A 24,719-nucleotide genomic window follows, 5' to 3' on the forward strand; every position below is an offset into this window, starting at 1 on the left:
AGAACCAATACCTCTTTCCCAATCCGGCAAGGCTGTGGCTGGCAATGCGGCAAGGTTGCGGGAAAACTAATCTCTCATTTTGCGCAAGCCATGGTCATACATTGACACCCAATTAAGTGGAGGGACATTCGTCAGTGACAGCTTGCGAAGAGCCTGCTCACGATGGACAACGACGTCTTCCCAGGTTAAACGTACAACTGTCCAGCCCTGTTGACGCAGATATTGCTCGCGGTTTTCTTGCCTAGCTAACGTCTCTTCAGGACTTAGACCAAAACGACCGTCATATTTGATAGCACCATCGAACTCAACAACAATGTTGTACTCAAGTAACGCAAAATCAACACGGAACGGACCAATTTGAAGCTGCTGAACAGGTTCAAGACCAAGATCAAGTAGGAGCAAACGCGTGAGCGTCTCGCCGGGCGACTCCGATAGAGGACTCATTATGCCTGCAACCCAGCGTGCTGCCAGGCTTCCCTTGCGAGGAGAAGACATAAGCTTCTTAAATAGAGTGTCATAATCTACAAGACCTTTGTGCAAAGCAGATTCTGCAATGACAAGACCTTCATAAGGCTTTAAGAAACGAACGCATGATAAGACCGTGTCCTCGATGGACGTGCAAAGGAAACCATCTTCACTCAGTAGAGTAGCTGCGCTCAGACTGGCATCATCGCGCCGACTTTGCACGAAGTCAGGAGTTGAACCACCGGTTCGCCGCACCTGAATCTTATCCGGAACAGTGAGAACATCAAGCCCTAACGCGAGTGCGGCACTAAGATGCGAAAAAACAGGGGAATCAAAAAGACGAGCATAGCTATCCATGAGAAGTAGATGCTTGCGCTCTTTACCGAGGTCACTCCACTCCGACTCGCGGATATAACGACCTTTGCCAAGGCGTTTAAAATCTCGATAGGTAATGGGCGTCTTGAAGCTCTGCCAATCTGATGAGCTCTTCTGGGCTTGTTTAGCCGTAAAAATATCTTCGGTGATGTTAATAGCCATACTTCAAGAGTGCACAGATTAACACCAAACGTCAATAAATAACAGAATATTACGTAAAAATGATTTACATATGTGGATAAGTCGCTAGTTTGAGCTTAACACTATGTAATAGTACGATAGTTATCCGCAGCCTTGCCGGATTGGTGGCCGCAGCCTTGCCGGATTGGGGGGGAGGTAAAAAGGTAGAGGAAAGCCCCGAAGTAGGAGACTACTTCGGGGCTTAATAGGTGTATATCAAAGACTAAGAACCGGCCTTCTCAATATCCAGCGTAGAAATCAAGGCTCTGCCAAAACGATCTAGAACCGGGAATCTAAGCAGATAGGCGTCAGCATCCTCTGTATATAGTCTAGGATTTAGACTGCTCAGAGGATCCGAAACCCGAACGAAGGGTTGCAATCGCCTGCTCAAAATCTTCCATGCTCTCAAATGCCTGATACACGCTTGCAAAACGCAAATACGCCACGGCATCCAGGCGGGAGAGAGGCTCAAGAATGGTCAGACCCACCTCGTGCGCATCAATCTCCGCAAGACCGCGAGCGCGAATGGTCTCTTCAACCTCCTGAGCCAGCTTAGCCAGCTCATCCTCAGAAACGGGGCGACCCTGGCAAGCCTTGCGCACACCGGCAGCAATCTTGGAACGGTTGAAGGGCTCGGACACGCCGGAGCGCTTAATAACCGAAATGGCGGTGGTTTCTACCGTGCTAAAGCGGCTACCGCAGTGCGTGCACTGGCGGCGGCGGCGAATTGCAGCGCCGTCATCGGTAGTGCGGGAATCAACCACACGGGATTCAGAATGCTTGCAATAGGGGCAATACATGATCAACCTTTCACGGTATATAGTTACACCTATTTTAGCGCGCTCGCCATACCCAGCCCAAGAAGATAGTAATGAGTATGCTCTGGGCGGGATTTAGGGCGGCCAGCAGCCGCAGCCTTGCCGGATAGCCAGCCGCAGCCTTGCCGGATTGCTGAGAAAAGGAGGGGGAGGTTAATTGAAGGTGTGTTCCTCAGCGGGGAAGGAGCCCTCAACCACAGCCGTGCGGTAATTGCGGGCGGCATCCTCAAGTACCTGACCGACCTGAGCGAATTGACGCACGAACTTGGGCAGGCGACCCTCGGTACGCAGACCGAATGCATCCTGCCAGACCAGCACCTGACCGGTGGTTACATTGGAAGCACCAATACCAATAGTCGGCACGGAACCAACCGCCTGATCCACGGCGCGGGCGGTCTCAACGGTGACCATTTCCATCAGGATTGCGAAAGCGCCGGCCTCTGCCAGGGCGCGTGCATCCTCAACCACGCGGGCGGAAGAATCGCCGCGACCCTGCACGCGGAAACCACCCAGAACATTCTCAGCCTGCGGGGTGAAACCAACATGAGCCACCACCGGAATACCGGCGCGCACCAGGGCACGAACCCACTCGGTCTGGGAGGCATCCAGCTCAAGCTTGACGGCGTGAGCGCCTGCTTCTTTGACCATGCGAGTTGCAGATTCAACCGCCTGCTGCGGGGAAAGCTCATAGGTGCCAAAGGGTAGGTCGGCAACCACCAGTGCACGCTGGGCACCGCGCACCACCGAAGCGACCATGGGGATCATTTCGTCCAGAGTAATGGACAGAGTCGAGTCGTATCCGAGGACCACATTTGCGGCGGAATCGCCCACGAGCAGAGTTTCAATACCGGCGCGGTCAAAGGCGCGCGCGGTCAAAAAGTCGTAGCAGGTGAGCATCGCAAATTTTTCACCGGCGGCCTTTGCCTGGGCAAGATGCAGGGTGCGGATTTTACGCACGCTGCTGAGGCTAGTTTCTGCGTCGGTGTGCTGATGTGCTGCCGGCGCCTGCGCGCTGGTCTCGGAGGCTGCGCCGTAGGGGGCGGTTTCTTTTTCGCTCATGTTTCTATTTTATCCTCTCAATCACGGCGTTCGCTGTGGGCTGTGAGATCTCTGCGGGCACTCTCTTTGTAACCAATTCTTAACCTTCAGGGGCGCCTTAAAACAGGCAATAGAGTCGTAAAAACGGTAGGCTTAAGAGACAGCATATACGCGCCGCGCGCCCTCAAGAATCGGGTGCCGGCCCATGATGGAGGTCAGTGATGGATCGTCAGCAGGAATTTGTACTCCGTACCATTGAGGAACGCGATATTCGCTTTATCCGCCTGTGGTTTACCGACGTGGTCGGCACCCTCAAATCCGTGGCTCTGGCGCCTGCCGAGGTAGAGAGCGCTTTTGAGGAGGGCCTGGGCTTTGATGGTTCTTCCATTGAAGGCCTATCGCGTGTCTACGAGTCCGATATGCTGCTGCAGCCGGACCCCGCAACCTTCCAGATCCTGCCCTGGCGCGGCGAGGATGCGCACACCTCCCGCATGTTCTGCGATATTCTCACCCCCGACGGTCAGGTCTCCGCATCCGATACCCGCGGCGTGCTCAAGCGTGTGCTCAATAAGGCCGCCGATATGGGCTTTACCTGCTACACCAGCCCGGAGATTGAGTTCTACCTGCTGGAGTCGGCTAAGCTGGGCGCCGATGGTTTCCCCGTGCCGGTGGATTACGAATCCTATTTTGACCATACTCCCGGCGGTATTGTGCAGGAGTTCCGCCGCAAGGCTGTCACCATGCTTGAAGAGGTCGGCATTTCGGTGGAGTTTAGCCACCATGAGACTGGCCCCGGTCAGAATGAAATCGACCTGCGCCACGCCGACGCCTTGCAGACCGCCGATAATGTGATGACTTTCCGCACCGTGATTAAGGAAGTCGCCTACACCGAGGGTATGTACGCAACCTTCATGCCCAAGCCTTTCACCAAGTACGCCGGCAGCGGTATGCACACCCATTTCTCGCTCTTTGAGGGCGATACCAATGCCTTCTTCGAGGCGGGCGCAGAGTACCAGCTTTCGAAGACCGCGCGTCATTTTATTGCCGGTATTTTGAAGCACGCCCCCGAGTTCACCGCGGTGACCAACCAGTTCATTAACTCCTATAAGCGCCTGTGGGGCGGCGGCGAGGCTCCCTCCTATGTTTCCTGGGGTCACAATAACCGTTCGGCGCTGGTGCGCGTGCCCCTGTACAAGCCCAATAAGATGCAGTCCGCGCGCATTGAGTACCGCGGTCTGGACTCTGCATCCAACCCCTACCTGGCGTACGCGGTGATTCTTGCCGCCGGTTTGAAGGGCATTGAGCACGAGTACGAGCTGATGCCCGCCGTGACTGAGGACCTGGCAGCGATGACCAATGCTGAGCGCCGCGCAATGGGCTACCACCCCCTGCCTTCCTCCCTGCACGATGCGACCGTGCTCATGGAAGAATCGGAGTTCATGGCTGAGGTGCTGGGTGAGCAGGTCTTTGAGCAGTTCCTGCGCAATAAGCGCGCGGATTGGCGAGCCTACCGCGCCCAGGTGACCCCCTACGAACTCAAGCATAATCTGGGTATTCTCTAATGCCGGTTCCCGCTGAAAATACGGGCGCTGCGGATACCCAGAGCGCTATTGAGGATGCGGACAGGGCAGCAGCGCGCAAGCAGCGTCAGGCTCTGCATGCGGCTTTGCGCGCGAGCGGTTTTGCCGATGTGGAGAAAGCAGAGCGCTGGTTGGGCTCCCGCGAATTGGAGGGCTGGGATAGCGCCGGCCTGATCGCGGCTGTGCACTATGCGCCCAGCCCCGATACGGCTCTGCCCGCCCTGGTGCGTCTGTTGGAGAAAGACCCGGCGCTGGGGCAGCAGCTACGTGCCGCTCTGGAGTCCGGTTCTTCTCGCGCGCACTCTTCTCATACGCACGAGGGGAGCGCAGTGCCGAGCCTGCGCGCCTGCGAGAATTTCCTACGTCTGCTGGGCTCTTCCCAAGCACTGGGAGATTTTCTGTACCGCCGAGTGGAGTATGTCCGCCCGCTCCTTGAACTGGCTGAACCCGAGGCACTGAGTGCGGAAGAAGAGCGCCTGCGTGCTGTGCAATTCCCGGAGTCTTTGCTCCCCGAATCCGAGCGCCTGCCGCGCGATGAGCAATTCTTGACTCCTATTGCGCCTTTAGACACTGGCTACCGCGCCCAACTCTTAGAGGCGGTGGGTGCCGACTCGCAGGCAGCTGTGCCTTGTGCATCCTGGGCATCCGGTCAGCGAGTTGGGGATGCAAAACCACTCTATGTTCAACTACGTGTTGCCTATAGATACGCCCTAACTCGCCTGGCGCTGGTTGATATGTGTTCAGCCGATCCTGTGGCTCTGCAACCGACTATTGGTCGTCACCTCGCTGACCTTGCCGCAGCAGCCATTGAAGCGGCGCTCGCTATTGCCCGCGCCCAGGTGCAGGCACGCGAACCGTTCGCCTCCGAAGTGCGCCTTGCTGTGATCGGCATGGGTAAATGCGGCGCGCGCGAACTGAACTATATCTCCGATGTAGACGTCATGTACTGCGCCGCAGCCGCCACCCCGCAGGACGGCTCTGCGCCCCTGGATGAGACCCGACTGCTGAGCCTTGCCACCGATATGGTGCACGCCCTGACTAAGGCAATTATGGCGCCCGCACCCGAACCGCCCCTGTGGGAAGTTGACGCGAACCTGCGCCCCGAGGGCAAAGACGGCGCGCTGGTGCGCACCCTGGACGCCTATATGCGCTACTACAAGCGCTGGGCCGAGAACTGGGAATTTCAGGCGCTGCTCAAGGCACGCCCCATGGCGGGAGACGCCGCCCTGGGCGCCGAGTTTGCGCGCGCCATTGACCCGCTCGTGTGGGAGAGCGCCGCCCGTGATTCTTTCGTGGAGTCGGTGCAGGCTATGCGCGCCCGTGTGAGCGATAATATTCCCGCCGATCAGCGCGAATGGCAGATTAAGCTAGGCGCCGGTGGCTTGCGCGATGTTGAATTTACGGTGCAGCTGCTGCAGCTGGTGCACGGTCGAACCGACCCGTCGGTGCGCACCAAAACCACGGTGGATTCCATTGCTGCCCTTGCCGAGTCGAGCTATATTGGCCGTGCGGATGCCGCTGCTTTTGCACGCGACTATCAGAAGTTGCGCGTGCTGGAGCATCGCGTGCAGCTGGCTCAATTGCGCCGCACGCATCTGATGCCTCAGGCACCGGAGGCTCAGCGTGTGCTGGCGCGCGCGGTACTGCCTCCTGAGCGCCTGGGGGAGTTGACCGCCACCTCGCTGCTGAAGGCGTGGAATGCGACGAAGCGCGATGTGCGTGCCCTGCATGAGCGTCTATTCTTCCGTCCGCTGCTGGCGGCGGTGGCTCACCTGTCGGCTGATGAAGCGGTACTGAGCGAGCAGGCGGCACGTGACCGTCTGGCGGCTCTGGGTTATCGCGATCCGCGCGGTGCCATGCGCCATATTCAGGCGCTTACGGCTGGGCTCTCGCGCAGCGCCGAGATTCAGCGTCACTTGATGCCGGTGCTGTTGGGCTGGTTGGCTCAGGGCGTGGATGCCGACGCGGGCCTGCTGGGTTTCCGTATTGTTTCTGAGGCGTTGGGCTCCAGCAGCTGGTATTTGCGTATGCTGCGCGATTCGCCGGCTGCTGCGGAGTACCTGTGCGCGCTGCTCTCTTCCTCTCGTCGCCTGACGGATCTGTTGGAGGATACCCCCACCGCCATTGCCTGGCTGGATAAGCCTGGCGAGCTGTCCCCGCGTACGGTCAAGACCCTGGAGCGTGAGATTTCTTCGCTGCTGACCCGCCACGCGGACGCCCTGGAGGCTATGCGCGCGGTGCGTTTCTTGCGCCGCCGTGAGCTGCTGCGTATTGGTATGGCGTGGGCGCTGGGCTTTAGCGATATTGAGCGCGTGTGCGCCGGTTTGGCGGCGGTGGATGAGTGCGTGATTGCTGCCGCTTTGGCGATTGCTCAGCGTGAGGTGCTCGAATCTGAGGGTGTGCTCAGCGCCGAGATTTCGGTGATTGCGATGGGTCGTTTGGGTGGCGCCGAGAACGGCTTTGGTTCGGATGCGGACGTTATGTTTGTGTACCGCCCGGTGCCCGGTGTTGAGGATTCGGCGGCTTCTGCCCAAGCGTTGAGCATTGTTCAGCGACTGATGCAGCTCATTAAGCAGCCCCTCAAACCCCCAATTCGCGCCGAGCGTGTACTGGAAATTGATGCGGATTTGCGCCCCGAGGGTAAGCAGGGTCCGATGGTTCGTTCCCTAGAATCCTATGCTGCTTACTATGAGAAGTGGGCTGAGGTGTGGGAGTTCCAGGCTCTGCTGCGCGCCCGCCCGATTGCGGGCGATGCCTCCCTGGGTAAGGATTTCGTGGAGTTGATTGACCCGTACCGTTACCCGGTAGATTTTAATACTGTTCAGGCTCAGGAGGTGCGCCGTATTAAGGCGCGCGTGGAGAATGAGCGCATGCCTCACGGTGCCGATCGTACCCGCCAGGTTAAGCTCGGTCGCGGCGGTTTGAGCGATGTGGAGTGGCTGGTTCAGCTGCTGCAACTACAGCACGCGCACGCGGTACCCGGTTTGCGTACCACCTCGACCCTGCAGGCTTTGGCGGCGGCGGTTGACGCTGAACTGGTGAGCGCTGAGGATGCTCAGTCCCTACGTGCCGCCTGGCTGCTGGCGACCATGGTGCGCGGCGGCAATGTGATGCGCGGCGTGCGCCAATCCGATGTGCTGCAGACGAACCCGGTGGATATGGAGGCGGTGGCTCGCTGGTGCGGTTACGCGCCCGGTGCGTGGCGTGCGCTGGAGGAGGATTACCTGCGCACCACCCGCCACGCCCGCAAGGTGTATGAGCGCCTCTTCTTTGCGTAGTTTGCTCTCCAAATAACTAAAGCTGCCTCTCAAGAAAATATTCTCTTGAGAGGCAGCTTTAGTATGTACTCGATAGATAAGCTATTGCTTGAGCTGATCCAGTGCTTCGCGCTGAGCCTTAGCAATACGCTTGGAGGAGACCGTATAGGCGGTGCCCAGCTCCTGAGCGAAGAAGCTCACGCGCAGCTCCTGAATCATCCAATCCACAGCACGCAGCTCATCCGACACCAGGGTGCCCGGCGGTAGGGAAGAGACTGCCTTATCGTAGGCGTCCTCAATATCCTGAACCTCAAGCATCAACTGATTATCACGGTGCAGATTCGGACCCAGCTTCTCCAAACGCAGCTGCGCCGCACGCAAATAGCGCGGCAGATGAATCAACTGCGCGTACCCGGTCTGCGCAATAAAACCGGGGTAGACCAAATCATCCACCTGAGCCTTCACATCCGAGACCGCGTGCATAGTCGACAAGCTAGTCGCCTTCTTGACCGCCTTGCGCGTAGCGTTCGCCTGAGCGAAAATCTCCGCCACCAGCTTGGTAATCTCAAAGACCGTATCAATCAGCTCGGCGCGCACATGCTCATAAAGTTCGCGGAACTCATCCAGGCCAAAGACCGGAGTGCGCGGCACCAGCTTATCCAACGCCGCCACGGTGCAATCTTCCAGCAGGGCATCAATGGAGCCGTGCGGGTTCTGCGTGAACACAATCTTCTCTTTATTCGACAGGTGTTCACTGACATAACGCACGGGCGAAGGGATCATCAGCTGCAGCAGACGAATCACACCGCTTCGCTGAGCGTGCAGCTGCTGCTGCTCGGTGGGGAAAATACGCAGAGCAACAGAGGAACCCTCATCAGTCAGTGCCGGGTAGCCGGTCACTGCCTGGGTTGCAATCACACGCTGAATCTTACGCGGAATCACGCCGTTTTCACCCAGGGCCTTATCCCAGACGGTAATGCCGGCGCGCTCGCTCAATCCTGAAGCGGAGGCGCCCTGCACCCCGGCGGAACCCTGCGCTGTGCCCGGCTGGGCACCGGGCTTGGCACCCTGTGCGCCGCCGGACTTTACTCCCGGCGTCGCATCGGAAGCCCCCGAAGCAATAGCCTGCAGAGCCGCAATATCACCGCTAGAAGCACCCAGAGAATCAGCCAGGGCACTACGAATCTCCTTATGCAGATCCTGCTGCAGCTGAACAATGCTCTTAGACTCACCCAGGATTGTATTGCGCGCATTACGTACCTGGAAAGTGAACTTCAGGTGAGCGGGCAGAGCCTCCCAATCAAAAGCCTCGGGCTCAACCACCACACCGCGCAAACGGCGCAGCACCAGCGCGAAAGAATCCAGCAGCTTATCCTCAGCGGGGGAGAACTCGCTAGTGAGAACCTCCAGGGCGCTACGAGCCACATCGGGTGCGGGCACAAAATTACGACGAATCGCCTTGGGTAGGGATTTAATCAGGGCGGTCAGCAGCTCATGGCGCAGACCCGGAATCTGCCAGCGGAAAGGCTCAGGATCCAGCTGGTTCAGGAATAGCAGGGGAACCTGCACCGCCACACCATCACGCATAGCCTCCTCGGTGCGGGAGGTATTTAGATGAGCAGCAGGGGCGTACTCATAGCGCAAATCCAGGCTCAGTTCACCGCCGGGGGTGCGCTGCACCCACTGGCGCGGGAAGTCCGAGTCGTCCAGGGAACCCGCATCCTCATTAATCAACTTATCCGGGTTGAAATCCAGTAGGTCGTCATTATTCAGACGCTCCTGCTTCCACCAGGAATCAAAACTGCGCACATCGTACACATGCTCAGGAATACGAGCATCGTAGAACTCAAAGAGCACCTGATCATCCACACGCAAATCGCGGCGACGCAGGCGTGCCTCAAGCTCCTCAACCTGCGCCAGCGCGCGCTGATTGCGGGTATAGAACTTATGGCGAGTAGTCCACTGACCCTCCACCAGGGCGGAGCGAATGAAAATCTCACGCGCTGCCGCCATATCCACACGCGCGTACTGCACGGTACGGTCAGCAAAAATCGTCAGCCCGTACAGGGTTCCCTTAGCCAGCGCCAGCGCAGCACCCTGAGAGACCGACCAATGCGGTTCAGCATACTGACGCTTAATCAGGTGCTTAGCGACCTCTTCCACCCACTCGGGCTTAATCGACGCATTCATGCGCGCCCACAGGCGGGAGGTCTCCACCAGCTCGGCAGAGAGCACCCAATCGGGGTTCTTCCTAAATAGCGCCGAGCCGGGGAAAATTGCAAAGCGAGTACCGCGAGCACCCAGGTACTCACGCGGACCGCGAGGCGCCTTACCGTAGGAAGGCTCACGCTCCTCCTTAGCACCAATCTGCGAAAGCAGACCCGAGAGCAGACTCTTATGCACCTGCTCCTCGTGGGCGCTCGGATCAATCTCACGACCGGCAGAGACACTAATATTGGCGCTGCGGCCCATCTCACGCAACTGCGCGAAAAGATCCTGCCACTCGCGCAGGCGAACAAAGTTCAAAAATTCGCGATGGCACATCTTACGGAACTGGCTGGAAGACAGCTCAGACTGACGCTCATTCACGTACTGCCACAGCAGCATCAGGGAACTAAAATCAGACTCCGTGTCATTGAAACGCGCGTGAGCAGCATCGGCCTCGCCGCGCACCTCGCTCGGGCGCTCGCGAGGATCCTGAATGGTCAAAGCCGCCGCCAAAACCATCATTTCCTTCGCAACGCCGCGGCGTGAGCCCTCAATAATCATGCGAGATAGGCGCGGATCCACCGGCAGGGCACTCATGGCGCGACCGGTCGAGGTGAGCACCGTCTGCTTACTCACCGAACCGCGCACACGGCGGGTAGTCTCCGCCAGGGCACCCAGCTCACGCAGCAGTTGAACACCGTCATTAATCGCGCGCGAATTCGGCGGCTGCACAAAGGGGAAACGCGCAATATCACCCGGGGCACGCACCACACCAATAGCAACCATCTGCAAAATAACAGCCGCCAGGTTCGTGCGCAGAATCTCCGGGTCGGTAAACTCGGCACGCGAGTCGAAATCCTCCTCAGAGTACAGGCGAATTGCAATACCGTCACTGACACGGCCGCAACGACCCGAACGCTGATTAGCGCTCGCCTGAGAAATACGTTCAATGGGCAGGCGCTGCACCTTAGTGCGCGCAGAATAGCGAGAAATACGCGCCGTACCCGTATCAATCACATATTTAATACCCGGCACGGTCAGCGAGGTCTCAGCAACATTGGTCGCCAGCACAATACGCGGGCGGGGACCGGGCTTAAACACGCGATGCTGCTCCGCCAAAGACAGGCGCGCATAGAGGGGCAGCACATCGTAGACCATGCGCGGGTTCTTAGCGATCATGGACTCCAGTGCATCCTGGGCATCACGAATTTCACGCTCGCCGGAGAAGAAAATAAGGATATCGCCGGGCGCTTCCTTGGAAAGCTCACGGACCGCCTCCAGAATGCCGTCAATGGGGTCAAGATCCTGCTCCTCGGATTCATCATCCCACTCGCCCTCCAGCGGGCGGTAGCGGATCTCCACGGGGTAGGTTCGACCGGACACCTCAATAATCGGAGGCGCATCATCGGGCAGAATCTCCTCGGCGAGCGCACGCTCCTCCTCGCTCAGGCTCTCATCCACAATGCCCTTGCCAGGCACATAGGAGGGGGAGAAATGGCGCGCAAAACGCTCCGGGTCAATGGTCGCGGAGGTAATAATGACCTTCAAATCCGGGCGCTGCGGCAAAATACGCTTGAGGTAACCCAGAATAAAATCAATATTCAGGCTGCGCTCGTGCGCCTCGTCAATAATGAGCACCGAATATTTGCTCAGCAGCTTATCGTGCTGAATTTCCGCCAGCAAAATACCGTCGGTCATGAGCTTAATTGCGGACTTTTCACTCACATCCGAGGTGAAACGCACCTGGTAGCCCACGGTCTCACCGATCTGCTGACCGAGCTCTTCGGCAATGCGCTCGGCAACACTGCGCGCCGCCAGACGACGAGGCTGCGTATGACCAATCAGACCCTTTGCGCCCAGGCCCAGCTCCAGACACATTTTGGGCAGCTGGGTGGTCTTACCCGAACCGGTTTCGCCGGCGACAATAACCACCTGGTTTTCGGCGATTGCGCGCATAATATCGGCGCGGCGCTCCGAGACCGGCAGCTCCTCGGGGTAGAGGATAGTCTCAGGGATATAGGGGGAGTAGGGCGCCTGCTCGGCAGGTTTTTGGCTACCGCGGTTTTTGGCGCCCTTGGAGGAGCTGCGCTTGGACTGCTTATCGTTAGCGCGCTGGTTCTGCCCGGAGGCACCCTGAGCTACGCCCTTGGCGGAGGCGTTCTGTACACGAGAGGAACGACGGGAGCGGGAAGAGTTCTTCTGCGAATTCTTCGTGCTCTGCTTTTGGCTGTCGGCGCGCGAGTTTTCGGTGACGGCTGCGCGCACACCGGCGGCGTGAATTGCTGCCGCCATGCTGGAAAGAGAAGGGGATGCTTGAGTCTGTGTATTCTTCGTAGACATATCACTACTAGTGTACTCGTATACTCTTTAGCCCGGTGAGTCTTTCACAATGGGCGAGTTCCGATCCCCCCTGGAGCAGGCTGCCCAGGCTGTGGCTGCGATGGGTGCCGGTGGTTCTGTCGGTAAGACGGTTCTGGTTCCCTAGGGGCTGGTTCCCTATGGGCCGGCTCTCTCAAGAGCACTAGGTTTACCGGCCTAAGAATCGGGCCGATACAGTGTTGTACTGTATCGGCCCGAATTCTTATTTTTACAGGCGCACCCGCTCTAGAAAGTCCACAAAATCCTCAATAATTGCCGCGCTAAAGCAGGCGCCATCAGCATGAACAGCTCCGGGCACCAGATGCAGGCGAGTGTGTACTCCTCGCGCTCGCAGAGCATTATCAACCCTCAAGGATTGAATATAGGGCACTACGGGGTCGCTAATACCGTGGCTGGCAAAGGTCGGTACGGGAGAGACAGCGCTAGAGCGCGCCAGATCAATGGGGTGAACGCGCTCCCAATTCTCAATAGCCTGCTGGCGCGAATCCAGCAGGGGAGAGCAATGATCCGACACACCGTGATGCACCAGCCCCGGCTCCGGCAAAACATCCGGAATAGGGTAGTCACTGCCGAGCAAACGCCACTCGGCGCCGTCATCCTCAGCCTCGGCATAGTGCAGACCCACCAGCGGACGGTCGGTAAAAATAGAACGCAAATCGCTGACCCCGTAGAAAGAGCCAACGGCCGCCACGGCGCTAGAGACAGCAGGGTATTCGCTAAACTCACGACCCTCATAGTACTCAGCCAGTTCCGGGGCGAGAGAATCATCCAAACCGCCGGTGAAGGCAGCCATATAGCTCAGGTGACCGCCAGCGCTACCGCCTGCAATGGCAATACGCTCCGGATCAATACCAAAACGCTCAGCCTGGGCACGGAAATAGCGGATTGCCTCTTTAACATCGTGCAGAGGAGCGGGGAAAAGAGCCGTATCACTGAGACGATAATTAATACTCGCCAGCGCCCAGCCAGCAGATAGCAGAGCATCGCGCATTAGAGCCTGCGCCGGCCCCGAGGTAAAAGGGCCGCTCAGCGCCGCACTGGGCTCAGGTGCGGGCAGACGCCAGCCGGTATTCGTACCGAAGCGCCAGGCGCCTCCATGAACCCAGATCAGCAGGGGAGCAGAATCCCCGCTGGAGACAGCGGGAAAGAAATCATAATCAAAGGCATCGGCAGCAATGGACACAGCTGGGTGCGCCAGTGCCCGGCGAGCGGAGTCGGGGCGGTAGGTTCCGGAGATATAGCTAAGAGTCATCGGTTTCTTTCCTCAGCTGCGTATTGTGTGTTGTGCACTATATTCAAGAGCGGTACATGCTTCACAAGCGATACCTGCCTATAGTGTATCCGCTGCCCGCACATAGGGTATAGAAAAACCGCCCGCTGACTGAAAATCTACACACATTTTCAGTACGAACGGACGGTGCTTAGTGCCCTTGAAAGGATTCGAACCTTCGACTTCTTGCTCCGGAGGCAAGCGCTCTATCCCCTGAGCTACAAGGGCAAACACTGCTTTCTGACCCCGGCAGATAGCCTGCCGAGACAGGGCACAGCTGTCTCACCATACTATCAGAAGAGTTGCTAAACTATATAGTTATGACCCCTGAAGAACTTTCTGTAGCTATCGACAGCGCCCTGGCGGCGGCAATTGACAACGGCGAGCTGACCCTCGTAGAGGGCGCAGAGCTGCCCAGCGTGCGCGTGGAGCGCCCCAAGTCCCGCGAGCACGGTGACTGGGCAACCAATATCGCCCTGCAGCTGGGCAAGAAGGTCGGCAAGAACCCCCGCGAGGTTGCCACCATCCTGGCTGAAAAGATCACCGCTATTGACGGTGTGGCAAGCGTGGACATTGCAGGTCCGGGCTTCCTGAACATCCGCCTGGACGCTGCAAGCGCAGGCGCCCTGGCACAGACCATTGTGGACGCAGGCGCCTCCTACGGCACGAATGAAGATCTGGCGGGCAAGACCATTAACCTGGAGTTCGTCTCCGCAAACCCCACCGGCCCGATCCACCTGGGCGGTACCCGCTGGGCTGCTGTGGGCGACGCCCTGGCAAATATTTTTGAGGCATCCGGCGCGAAGGTTGTGCGCGAGTACTACTTCAACGACCACGGCACTCAGATTGACCGTTTCGTGAACTCCCTGCTGGCTGCAGCACGCAATGAACCCACCCCCGAGGACGGCTACGCGGGCGCCTACATTACCGATATTAAGGACCAGATCCTCGCGGCTCGCCCCGACGCCCTGGAATCCGAAAACCCCGCAGAGCTCTTCCGCGAAATCGGTACCGAGCTGATGTTCGCGCAGATTAAGGAATCCCTGCACGCTTTCGGCACCGACTTTGACGTATTCTTCCACGAGAACTCCGTGTTCGACTCCGGCGAGGTCGACCAGATCGTTGAAGACCTCAAGGCATCCGATAAGCTCTACGAAAAGGACGGCGCCTGGTGGCTGCGCACCACCGAATACGGTGACGATAAGGACCGTGTGGTGCTCAAGAGCGACGGCAACCACGCCTATGTTGCCGGCGATATCGCCTACTACCGCAATAAGATGACCCGCCCCGAAAACCCCGCCGATGTTGCAATCTACATGCTCGGCGCGGACCACGCGGGCTACGTCGGTCGTCTAAAGGCCATCGCTGAAATCCTCGGCTTCAAGCGCGACCAGCTGGAGGTCATGATCGGTCAGCTGGTGAACCTGGTCAAGGACGGCAAGCCGGTGCGTATGTCCAAGCGCGCGGGCACCGTGGTCACCCTCGAAGACCTGGTCGAGGCTGTGGGCGTGGACGCAGCACGCTACGAGCTGACCCGATACTCGGTGAACTCCTCGATCGACATTGACCTGGGTCTGCTGACTCAGAAGAGCAATGAGAACCCGGTCTACTATGTGCAGTACGCACACGCACGCACCAACGCCGTGGCACGCAATGCTGCCGAGGCTGGCGTGCGCATTGAAGACGGCGTGGACCTGTCCCTGCTGAACAGCCCGGCTGATGATGAGCTGCTGGCTGCCCTGGGTCAGTACCCGGCTGCTGTGCGCACCGCCGCTCAGTTCCTGGAACCGCACCGTATCTCCCGCTACCTGGAACAGCTGGCTGCCGCTTACCACAGCTGGTACGGCGTTTCCCGTGTGGCACCCCAGGGTGATGACGAGGTATCGGATCTGCACCGCACCCGCCTGCTGCTGAACCAGGCAACCGCTCAGGTTCTGGCAAATGGTCTGGGTCTGCTGGGTGTTTCCGCCCCCGAGCGCATGTAATAGAATCAGTGAAGGGCGCGCCCCGGCAGCATGTCGGGGGCGCCCTGCGCTGTCATATTCGGGGTATTCGGTGCCTGCTGAAATATGCCCCTAAGCCGTGATGTGCGCGGCTTCTACACGACTTTTTCGTCAAGAAACTAGAGGTTATAGATGAGTGATTCCGCTGCTCTGTACAAGCCCGAGTGGCTGAGCTACCCTGAGGACCCCGCCGCGCTCAACCCGGTGATTTGGACTCCTTCCTTTGCTCGCAATACCGAGGGTGAACTCTGCGTTGACGGCACCCCGGTCTCCGAACTGGTTGCCGAGTTCGACACCCCCGCCTATGTCTTCTCCGAGGACACCTTCCGTTCCCGCGCTCGCGCCTACCGCACCGCCTTTGAGCAGGCTTTTGCACACCATAATGCGCAGGTGAGCGTGTACTATGCGGGCAAGTCTTTCCTCTGCACCGCGGTAGCACGCTGGGCACGTGAGGAGGGGCTGTGCCTGGATACCGCATCCGGCGGCGAGCTGGCTATTGGTATTCGCGGCGGCTTTGACCCGGCGAATATTGCTCTGCACGGCAATAATAAGTCGGTTGCTGAGCTGCGCCGCGCTATTGATGCGGGTCTGGGTCGTGTGGTGGCTGACTCTGTGGATGAGCTGCGCCTGATTGAGCGCGTGTACGCTCAGGTGGCGTCCGAGCGTGCCCAGGCTGGTCGTGAGCTGCCCGCGCCGGTGCCGGTTCTGTTGCGCATTACCCCCGGCGTGCACGCCTCCACTCATGAGGCGATTGCTACCGCCCACGAGGATCAGAAGTTCGGTATGTCCCTGCAGCCCGATACTGCCGCTCTTGCCGGTTTGAGCAGCCAAGAGCTGGAGTACTGGGGTGTGGCACCGAGCGATTCCTACGCTTTGCTGGCGGCGTCCATTGCCGAGGCAATCGACAGCATTGAGCTGCGCGGTATTCACTGCCATATTGGTTCCCAGATTTTTGATGCTGCCGGTTTTGAGCAGGCTGCGGCAACCGCCCTGCAATTTATGCATCAGCTCAATGAGCGTTTTGGCCGCCAGCTGCCCGAGCTGGATCTGGGCGGCGGCTACGGCATTGGCTACACCGAGGCTGATACTCCTCGCGATATTGCTGAGGTAACCGGTTCGATCGCCAATACGGTGGCCGCTGTGTGCGCCGAGCTGTCTATGGATATTCCGCATATGTCCTTTGAACCGGGTCGTTCCATTTCGGGTCCCTCGGGTATTACCCTGTACACGGTGGGCACGATTAAGAACGTGAGCATTGAGGATGAGCACGGTGATATTCGCGTGCGCCGCTATGTTTCGGTGGATGGCGGTATGAGCGATAATGCTCGCCCGGTGCTCTATGACGCCGACTATTCGGTGACCGTAGCGAACCGCGCCCCGGCGGGGGAGCAGGTACTTTCTCGTGTGGTGGGCAAGCATTGCGAGTCCGGCGATATTGTGGTGCGTTATGCATACCTGCCGGCTGATCTGGCGGCGGGCGATGTGCTGGCTGTTCCGGCGACCGGCGCCTATTGCTATGTGCTGGGTTCGAACTATAATTTCTTGACTCGCCCGCCGGTGGTGGCTACCGCTGAGCATGCCGATCCGCGCGTGATTGTGCGCCGTCAGTCTGAGGGTGAGATGCTCGCCCTGATGGTTGATTAGGTTCTGATTCTGAGCCCGCGCGGGCGCAGGATTTAAATACTGGGAAAATACCGCTGCTGGTGCGACAGCGGCGGTATTTTCTTGGTACTCTTGAACTAAGACTGCCCGTATGGTGCGGGAGTACGCTAGGAGATAACGTGACTGAAAAGATTAAGGTTGCTCTGCTGGGTGCCGGTAATGTCGGTTCCCAGGCGGCGCGTATCCTGGTGGAGGATAACGCGACCTTGGCTGAGCGCATTGGTGCGCCTGTTGAGCTGATTGGTATTGCGGTGCGTGATACTCAGGCTGCTCGCCATTGGGATGCTGACCCTGCACTGTACACGACCGACGCGGATGCTTTGATTGACGCCGCTGATGTGGTCATTGAGCTGACCGGTGGTATTGAGCCTGCGCGTACCCGTATTTTGCGTGCGCTCCAGGCAGGTAAGTCCGTGGTGTCCGGTAATAAGGCGCTGCTGGCTAAGCACGGTGTTGAGCTGCAGGCTGCTGCGGACGCTTCAGGTGCTCAGCTCTCCTATGAGGCTGCTGTTGCGGGTGCTATTCCGATTCTGCGCCCCCTGCGCGATTCGCTGGCGGGTGACCGCGTGACCCGCGTGCTGGGTATTATGAACGGCACCACCAACTACATTCTGGATCAGATGGACACCACCGGCGCCTCCTTTGCTGATGCGCTCAAGGATGCTCAGGATCTGGGTTACGCCGAGGCTGACCCGACTGCCGATGTTGAGGGTCACGATGCCGCTTCTAAGGCTGCTATTGTTGCCTCCCTGGCATTCCACGCTGATTTCACTATTGATGATGTGCACGTTGAGGGCATTACCGGCGTGAGCGCCGAGGATGTTGCTGCCGCTGAGGCTGACGGCTATGTCATTAAGCTGCTGGCTGTGTGTGAGCGTGATGGCGAGGGCGTGAATATTCGCGTGAACCCGACCCTGATTCCTCGCAGCCACCCCCTGGCTGGCGTGCACGGCGCATTCAACGCGGTCTTCGTTCAGGCTGAGAATGCCGGCGAGCTGATGTTCTACGGTCCGGGTGCCGGTGGCGCGCCGACCGCCTCCGCTGTCCTGGGTGACTTCGTTTCCCTGGCTCGTCGTCTGGTACTGGGTGGTCCGGGTGTTCCGGATACCTCCTATGTTCAGCTGCAGGCTACCGGTTTGGGTAATATTGTCTCCCGCTACTCGGTGGGTCTGCTGGTTGAGGATAAGCTGGGCGTGCTGTCGAACCTGACCCGTATTTTGACCGAGCACGGTATTTCCGTGGAGTCGCTGCGCCAGTCCAGTCCGGAGGATGGCACCGCCATGATCCGCATTGTCACCCATAGCGCGAAGGATTCGGATCTGCGCCGCGCTATTGCTGTGATTGACGGTTTGGATACTGTTCGCGAGATTACCTCGGTGATCCGCGTGGAGAATAACTAAAGGTTTATTGGTCGTGCATCCTGCGGTTGGTTCCCCAGTCAGGAGGGGGAGCGAGCCGCGGGGTGCACGGTTTGTGCCCGGCTTTGGGTATCGAACACATATTATGAAGGGAATACACCATGGCACATGTGTGGCAGGGCGTTATTAATGAGTACCGCGATCGTTTGCCGTTTGCTGATGATGTGAAGGCTGTGACCTTGGGTGAGGGCGGTACTCCGCTGATTCACGCTCCGGCTCTGTCTGAGCACACCGGTAACACCGTGTACTTGAAGTTTGAGGGTATGAACCCGACCGGTTCGTTCAAGGACCGCGGTATGACCGCTGCGATTACCGCTGCCAAGGCTCAGGGGGCTAAGGCTGTGGTGTGTGCTTCTACCGGTAACACTTCGGCTTCTGCTGCTGCTTTTGCTCTGCAGGCTGGTATGCGTTGTGCTGTGCTGGTTCCGGACGGCAAGATTTCCATGTCTAAGCTGTCTCAGGCTATTGCTCACAATGCGGATATCATTCAGATTGACGGCAACTTCGATAACTGCCTTGAGGTTGCTCGCAAGCTGAGCGAGAACTACCCTGTGTTCCTGGTGAACTCCGTGAACCCCTACCGTATTGAGGGCCAGAAGACCGGCGCTTTTGAGGTTGTGGACACCCTGGGTGACGCACCGGATTACCACATGCTGCCGGTGGGTAACGCGGGTAATATTACCGCGTACTGGAAGGGCTACAAGGAGTACTCCGAGCCGTACACCAACCGTGACGGTGAGGTTCTGGAGCCTGTTGCGACTAAGCGCCCGATTATGTGGGGTTTCCAGGCTGCTGGTGCTGCTCCGATTGTTGCCGGTCACCCGATTGATCAGCCGGAGACCATTGCGACCGCTATTCGTATTGGTAACCCTGCGTCCTGGGAGTTCGCTGAGGCTGCTCGTGATGAGTCCGGTGGTCTGATTGACTCTGTGACCGATGAGGAGATTCTGGAGGCGCACCGCTGGCTCTCTGCTCGTGAGGGCGTGTTTGTTGAGCCTGCGTCTGCTGCCGGTGTTGCGGGTCTGCTCAAGAAGTTCCGCGCGGGTGAGGCTCCCGAGGGTAAGACCATTGTGATTACTGTGACCGGTCACGGTTTGAAGGACCCGAACTGGGCTCTGGAGCCGGTGAACGGTGTGAAGGTTGAGCCGAAGCAGGTTCCCTTCGATGTGGTTGCTGTGGCTAAGACCCTGGGTCTGGACGAGAACTAATTGATTCGTCTACGTAATAGATAGCTAGAAGCGGTGGGTGTGTTCTTAACACACCCACCGCTTTGTTGTGAGCACCTGCGAAGTTTCCATGCGCCTCGCCGCCTCTGCCTCCTTCAACCCTCGAGGCACACATCTATCATTTACAAATCTCTAAACATAAATCCGCATATAAATACACTCCCAAATCAATATATTAAAGACTCATTAACTCACATCCATATCACATAGATTTAGTTGGCTTGATACACTCAGCTCAGGTACTCTAGTGTCGTATATTTTCCGCTCTGAACTCTTCTCAAGGTTTTCGATTGTCTGATTCTATGTATTCTCCTGCTTCTGCTGTTCCTCTGATTGTTCCGGCGGATATCCCTGTGGGTGCGCGTGTGACGGTGCGTGTGCCGGCTTCTAGCGCTAATTTGGGTCCCGGTTATGATTCGATGGGTTTGGCGTTGGGCTTTTATGATGAGCTGAGCGTGGAGCGTATTGAGAGTGGTTTGGAGTTTGTGCTCTCGGGTGAGGGTAGTGAGGATGTTCCTCGCGATGCTTCTCATTTGGTGGTGCGTTCTATGGCGGCGGCTTTTGCTGCGGCTGGTTTGCAGGTGCTGCCGGGTTTGCGTTTGACGGCTCATAATCGTATTCCGCATTCTCGCGGTATGGGTTCCTCGGCGTCGGCTATTGTGGCTGGTGTGTTTGCGGCCAATGAGTTGCTGCCCTTTGAGTTCCGTTTGAGCCGTGAACAATTGCTGCAGGTGGCCTCTGATATGGAGGGTCACCCGGATAATGTGGCTCCTTCGCTCTTTGGTAATGCTTCGGTGTCCTGGGGTCAGCCCGGTGCTTGGCGTTCGGCAAATGTGCCGGTGCATCCGAGTATTATTCCTGTGGTTGCTGTGCCTGATTATGAGGTGTCGACTAAGCAGGCTCGTTCGTTGATTCCTGCTTCTGTGCCTCATGAGGAGGCGGCGGCGAATTCGGCGCGTGCGGCGTTGTTGGTGCGTGCGCTTTCTCATGCTCCTCATTTTTTGATGGAGGCGACTGTTGATTATTTGCATCAGGGCTATCGTGTTCCTGCGATGATGCCCTCGGCTGCGCTGGTGGCGTTTTTGCGCGAGGAAGAGATTCCCGCGGTGATTTCCGGTGCTGGTCCGACTGTTTTGGCTTTTGCTCGTTCTCGCGATGAGATTGAGGTGATTCGTGAGGCGATTGAGGAGTTCGAGGCTCATGATCCGCAGAGCGTGGATGGTGAGCGTCGCCTGTCGTGGCGTGTTATGCCTCTTGAAATTGATACTGAAGGTGTTACACTGGTTTAGGTAGGGTTTAGTACCCTAGAGTTTTTATGGTGCGCGTCACACTCTATTTCCTTTCGGGTGGGCGTTGCACCTGTGGGCAGGATCTCTGTCCTGTTCACCCTTTCCGTATGTGTCGTGCCTATCATGATGCGCGGGTGCAGCTGTGAGGCTGTGCCCGCACCGTATGCGGATTTTCATTGCGGGGGTTATCTGACCCTCGAGCCGTTATTCTGCCCGCATTCTGAGCGGGATCGTCTGAAGACGGTGTGATTTATTGAGGAAATATTGTGGCAAAGAATATTGTCGTGACTGAGGACAACGGCGCTGAGGCGACCGCTGATCTGAGCAGTCTGAAGGTAGCTCAGCTGCGTTCCTTGGCGCAGCAGCTGGGTATTAAGAATTATTTGAAGCTTCGTAAGCATGAGCTGGTGCAGGCTCTTGAGCTGCATCAGCGCGGCGGTAGCGCACCGGTTGAGGAAGCTCCCGTTTCTCGTGCGGCGCGTGTGACCCCGGTGGTTGAGAAGGCTCCGAACACTTCTACTGTGGAGACTTTCCAGATTGAAGGCTTTGAGAAGCCTAAGCGTCGCCGTAAGCCCCGCACCCTGGTGGGTACCATGACCCCGGATCCGGACGCTCCGGAGCTGCTGGATGTTAAGGCAGCCCTGGCGCAGGAGCATATTACTGCGCGTGATACTCAGGTAATCCTGCCGGAGAATTCTGCTGATTTGAAGGCTTCTACCGCTGATGGTTCGGCGAGCCTGGATAGCATTACTGCTGCCCTGGACCAGACCTTTGGTCCGATTGCTGAGGAGAAACCGGTTAAGCAGCGCCGTGAGCGTACCGCTCGCCGTGTGGCTGAGCGTGCTGAGCGCGGTGAGCGAGGCTCGAAGCGTTTTGAGCGTAATGATCGCACCGCTGCTGTGGATGCTGTGATTAAGTTTGACCGCCCGGAGAAGACCGAGCGTGCAGATAAGGCTGAGCGTGTTGAGAAGCCTGCGCGCGCCGAAAAGTTTGAGCGTACCGAGCGCATCGAAAAGACTGAGCGTGTAGAGCGCACCGAGAAGGCAGAGCGCGCAGAACGTGCCGAGAAGCCCGTGCGCGCTGAGCGTGCCTCCAAGGCGGATCGTTACGAGAAGTCCGATCGTTATGAGAAGACTGAGCGCCGCTCCAAGCGTGATCGTTATGAGAAGCAGGCTGAGCGCCGCGCTGCTCGCCGTGACGCCGAGGTACAGATCAAGGAAGACGACGTGCTGGCACCGGTGTCCGGCGTGCTCGAAATCCTGGATAACTACGCTTTTGTGCGCACCTCTGGCTACCTGCCCGGCCCGGACGATGTGTACGTTTCCCTGGCTCAGGTCAAGAAGTACAACCTGCGTAAGGGCGACCATGTGCTGGGCGCTATTCGCGTGCCGCGCGAGGGTGAGAACCCCTCCCGTCAGCGTTTCAACGCCCTGGTGAGCGTTGAGGCTATTAACGGTCAGAGCGTTGAAGAGGCTGCAACCCGCCGCGAGTTCTCCAAGCTGACCCCCCTGTACCCGCAGGAGCGTCTGCGCTTGGAGACCACCACCAAGAAGCTGAGCACCCGCGTGGTTGACCTGGTTGCCCCGATCGGTAAGGGTCAGCGCGGTCTGATTGTCTCCCCGCCCAAGGCGGGTAAGACCGTCATGCTGCAGTCCATTGCAAACGCTATTACCGAGAATAACCCCGATGTGTACCTGATGATGGTGCTGGTGGATGAGCGCCCTGAAGAAGTGACCGATATGCAGCGCACCGTGCGCGGCGAGGTTATTGCCTCCACCTTCGACCGTCCCGCTGAGGACCACACTACCGTGGCTGAACTGGCCATTGAGCGTGCTAAGCGCATGGTGGAGCTCGGCTACGACGTGGTGGTTCTGCTGGACTCCATGACTCGCCTGGGCCGCGCCTACAACCTGGCGGCTCCCGCCTCGGGTCGTATCCTCTCCGGTGGTGTGGATTCCGCAGCACTGTACCCGCCCAAGAAGTTCTTCGGTGCTGCCCGCAATATTGAAGAGGGCGGCTCCCTGACCATCCTGGCAACCGCCCTGGTGGAGACCGGCTCCAAGATGGACGAAGTGATCTTCGAAGAGTTCAAGGGTACCGGCAATATGGAGCTGCGCCTGTCCCGTCAGCTGGCTGATAAGCGTATCTTCCCGGCTGTGGACGTGACCGCTTCGGGCACCCGCCGCGAGGAGAGCCTGCTGGCCAAGGAAGAAGTGAAGATCATGTGGGGTCTGCGCCGTGCCCTGGCGGGTATGGAACCCGAGCAGGCACTGGGTGTTCTGACCAACCAGCTGCGTAAGACTCAGAACAACGCAGAATTCTTGATCACCGTCCAGAAGAATGGTTTGCGCGTAAGCGCCTAAGGAAGCGAGAGTAAGAGATGTTTGAATCTATCCAGGTGCTGCTCGATGAGCACGCCGAATTGCAGAACCAGCTCGCCGACCCCGAGGTGCAGGCAAACCAGGGTAAGGCGCGCCGAGTTGGCCGCCGTTACGCCGAACTGACCGGTATCGTCACCGCCTACCACAAGTACAAGGGCCTGAACGACGATCTGGAAGCAGCACGCGAAATGGCTGCCGAAGACCCCGAATTCGCCGCGGAAATCCCCGGTCTGGAAGAAGAGCTGGAAGTAGCGCAGGAGAAGCTGCGCCGTCTGCTCATTCCTCGCGACCCGGACGATGGCCGTAACGTCATTCTGGAAGTTAAGGCTGGTGCCGGTGGCGACGAAGCAGCGCTCTTCGCGGGCGATCTGCTGCGCATGTACATGCGTTACGCCGAGTCTAAGGGCTGGAAGACCGAAATTATTTCGTCCACCAGCACCGATGTGGGTGGCTACAAGGATGCACAGATTGCTATTAAGAGCTCCTCCAATGAGCCGGCAGAAGGCGTCTGGGCACACCTGAAGTACGAGGGTGGTGTGCACCGCGTGCAGCGCGTGCCCGCAACCGAATCCCAGGGACGAATCCACACCTCCGCAGCGGGCGTGCTGGTCTTCCCCGAAGTGGACGAACCCGAAGAAATCGAAATTAACCAGAACGATCTGAAGATCGATGTGTACCGCTCCTCCGGCCCGGGTGGTCAGAGCGTGAACACCACCGACTCCGCTGTGCGTATTACCCACCTGCCCACCGGCATTGTGGTTGCTATGCAGAACGAAAAGTCCCAGCTGCAGAACCGCGAAGCGGCAATGCGCGTGCTGCGTGCACGACTGCTGGCACACCAGCAGGAGCAGATCGACGCTGAAAACGCGGCTCACCGCGCATCTCAGGTGCGCACTATGGACCGCTCCGAGCGTATCCGCACCTACAACTTCCCGGAGAACCGTATCGCTGACCACCGTACCGGTTACAAGGCGTACAACCTGGATGCTGTGCTCGGTGGCGACCTGGAGCCTGTGGTTCAGTCCGCTATTCAGATGGATGAGGCTCACCGACTCGAGCAGCTCGGTAAGGAAGAGTCCTAATCTATATCTGATACTTTGAATAGTCACCGGATATCTACGCTTGTGGTTACCCGGTGAGTATTCGATGGAGAGTATTTGATAGAGAGTA

14 protein-coding genes and 1 tRNA gene are annotated in these 24,719 nt (G+C 58.2%); 9 read left to right on the plus strand and 6 right to left on the minus strand.

Annotated elements, in window-relative coordinates; all coding sequences use genetic code 11:
• Positions 1 to 66: 66 nt before the first annotated feature.
• The 3 genes from Q4P78_RS06050 to panB all read right to left on the minus strand — a co-directional run bounded on the left by Q4P78_RS06050 (position 67) and on the right by panB (position 2,897).
• Positions 67 to 1,002: a DUF559 domain-containing protein gene (locus Q4P78_RS06050; protein WP_303339466.1), complete on the minus strand. Its 936-nt coding sequence runs from the start codon at positions 1,000 to 1,002 to the stop codon at positions 67 to 69.
• A gap of 347 nt (positions 1,003 to 1,349) precedes the next feature.
• Positions 1,350 to 1,820, minus strand: coding sequence for a transcriptional regulator NrdR (gene nrdR / locus Q4P78_RS06055; RefSeq protein ID WP_303339467.1), 471 nt, complete (start codon positions 1,818 to 1,820; stop codon positions 1,350 to 1,352).
• Between the two features lie 171 nt (positions 1,821 to 1,991).
• Complete coding sequence (panB, locus tag Q4P78_RS06060) at positions 1,992 to 2,897, minus strand: 3-methyl-2-oxobutanoate hydroxymethyltransferase (RefSeq protein ID WP_303339468.1); 906 nt, start codon at positions 2,895 to 2,897, stop codon at positions 1,992 to 1,994.
• Positions 2,898 to 3,097: 200 nt separating this feature from the next.
• On the opposite strand from panB, the gene Q4P78_RS06065 reads away from it, so the two are divergent.
• A complete protein-coding gene (locus Q4P78_RS06065) occupies positions 3,098 to 4,438 on the plus strand; it encodes a glutamine synthetase family protein (RefSeq protein WP_303339469.1) in 1,341 nt (446 codons plus the stop codon).
• Positions 4,438 to 7,734 carry a bifunctional [glutamine synthetase] adenylyltransferase/[glutamine synthetase]-adenylyl-L-tyrosine phosphorylase gene (locus Q4P78_RS06070; protein ID WP_303339470.1) on the plus strand — a complete coding sequence of 1,099 codons (3,297 nt, stop codon included), beginning with the start codon at positions 4,438 to 4,440 and terminating at the stop codon, positions 7,732 to 7,734. The genes Q4P78_RS06065 and Q4P78_RS06070 overlap by 1 nt, the downstream gene beginning before the upstream one ends.
• An 81-nt stretch (positions 7,735 to 7,815) precedes the next feature.
• On the opposite strand, the gene hrpA is transcribed toward Q4P78_RS06070, so the two are convergent.
• From hrpA to Q4P78_RS06085, 3 genes are all read right to left on the minus strand, one after another.
• Positions 7,816 to 12,261 carry an ATP-dependent RNA helicase HrpA gene (hrpA, locus tag Q4P78_RS06075; RefSeq protein WP_303339471.1) on the minus strand — a complete coding sequence of 1,482 codons (4,446 nt, stop codon included), beginning with the start codon at positions 12,259 to 12,261 and terminating at the stop codon, positions 7,816 to 7,818.
• A 247-nt stretch (positions 12,262 to 12,508) separates the two neighbouring features.
• On the minus strand, positions 12,509 to 13,552 hold the full coding sequence (locus tag Q4P78_RS06080; protein WP_303339472.1) for an alpha/beta hydrolase: 1,044 nt from the start codon (positions 13,550 to 13,552) through the stop codon (positions 12,509 to 12,511).
• Between the two features lie 173 nt (positions 13,553 to 13,725).
• Positions 13,726 to 13,798 (minus strand) — tRNA-Arg (locus Q4P78_RS06085).
• 92 nt (positions 13,799 to 13,890) lie between these two features.
• Between Q4P78_RS06085 and argS the strand changes: the two genes are divergently transcribed.
• The 7 genes from argS (at position 13,891) to prfA (ending at position 24,631) form a co-directional block, all read left to right on the plus strand.
• Positions 13,891 to 15,555, plus strand: coding sequence for an arginine--tRNA ligase (argS, locus tag Q4P78_RS06090; protein ID WP_303339473.1), 1,665 nt, complete (start codon positions 13,891 to 13,893; stop codon positions 15,553 to 15,555).
• A 150-nt stretch (positions 15,556 to 15,705) separates the two neighbouring features.
• Positions 15,706 to 17,217, plus strand: a complete 1,512-nt coding sequence (locus tag Q4P78_RS06095) for a diaminopimelate decarboxylase (RefSeq protein WP_303339474.1) — start codon at positions 15,706 to 15,708, stop codon at positions 17,215 to 17,217.
• A 137-nt stretch (positions 17,218 to 17,354) separates the two neighbouring features.
• Positions 17,355 to 18,635, plus strand: coding sequence for a homoserine dehydrogenase (locus Q4P78_RS06100; protein WP_303339475.1), 1,281 nt, complete (start codon positions 17,355 to 17,357; stop codon positions 18,633 to 18,635).
• Between the two features lie 119 nt (positions 18,636 to 18,754).
• Complete coding sequence (thrC, locus tag Q4P78_RS06105; RefSeq protein ID WP_303339476.1) at positions 18,755 to 19,861, plus strand: threonine synthase; 1,107 nt, start codon at positions 18,755 to 18,757, stop codon at positions 19,859 to 19,861.
• 320 nt (positions 19,862 to 20,181) lie between these two features.
• Positions 20,182 to 21,168, plus strand: coding sequence for a homoserine kinase (thrB, locus tag Q4P78_RS06110; RefSeq protein WP_303339594.1), 987 nt, complete (start codon positions 20,182 to 20,184; stop codon positions 21,166 to 21,168).
• Positions 21,169 to 21,434: 266 nt separating this feature from the next.
• Positions 21,435 to 23,531, plus strand: coding sequence for a transcription termination factor Rho (rho, locus tag Q4P78_RS06115; protein ID WP_303339477.1), 2,097 nt, complete (start codon positions 21,435 to 21,437; stop codon positions 23,529 to 23,531).
• Between the two features lie 17 nt (positions 23,532 to 23,548).
• A complete protein-coding gene (prfA, locus tag Q4P78_RS06120) occupies positions 23,549 to 24,631 on the plus strand; it encodes a peptide chain release factor 1 (RefSeq protein ID WP_303339478.1) in 1,083 nt (360 codons plus the stop codon).
• Positions 24,632 to 24,719 lie beyond the last annotated feature (88 nt).

It is taken from the genome of Rothia sp. (in: high G+C Gram-positive bacteria), assembly GCF_030540545.1.
Classification (GTDB): domain Bacteria; phylum Actinomycetota; class Actinomycetes; order Actinomycetales; family Micrococcaceae; genus Rothia.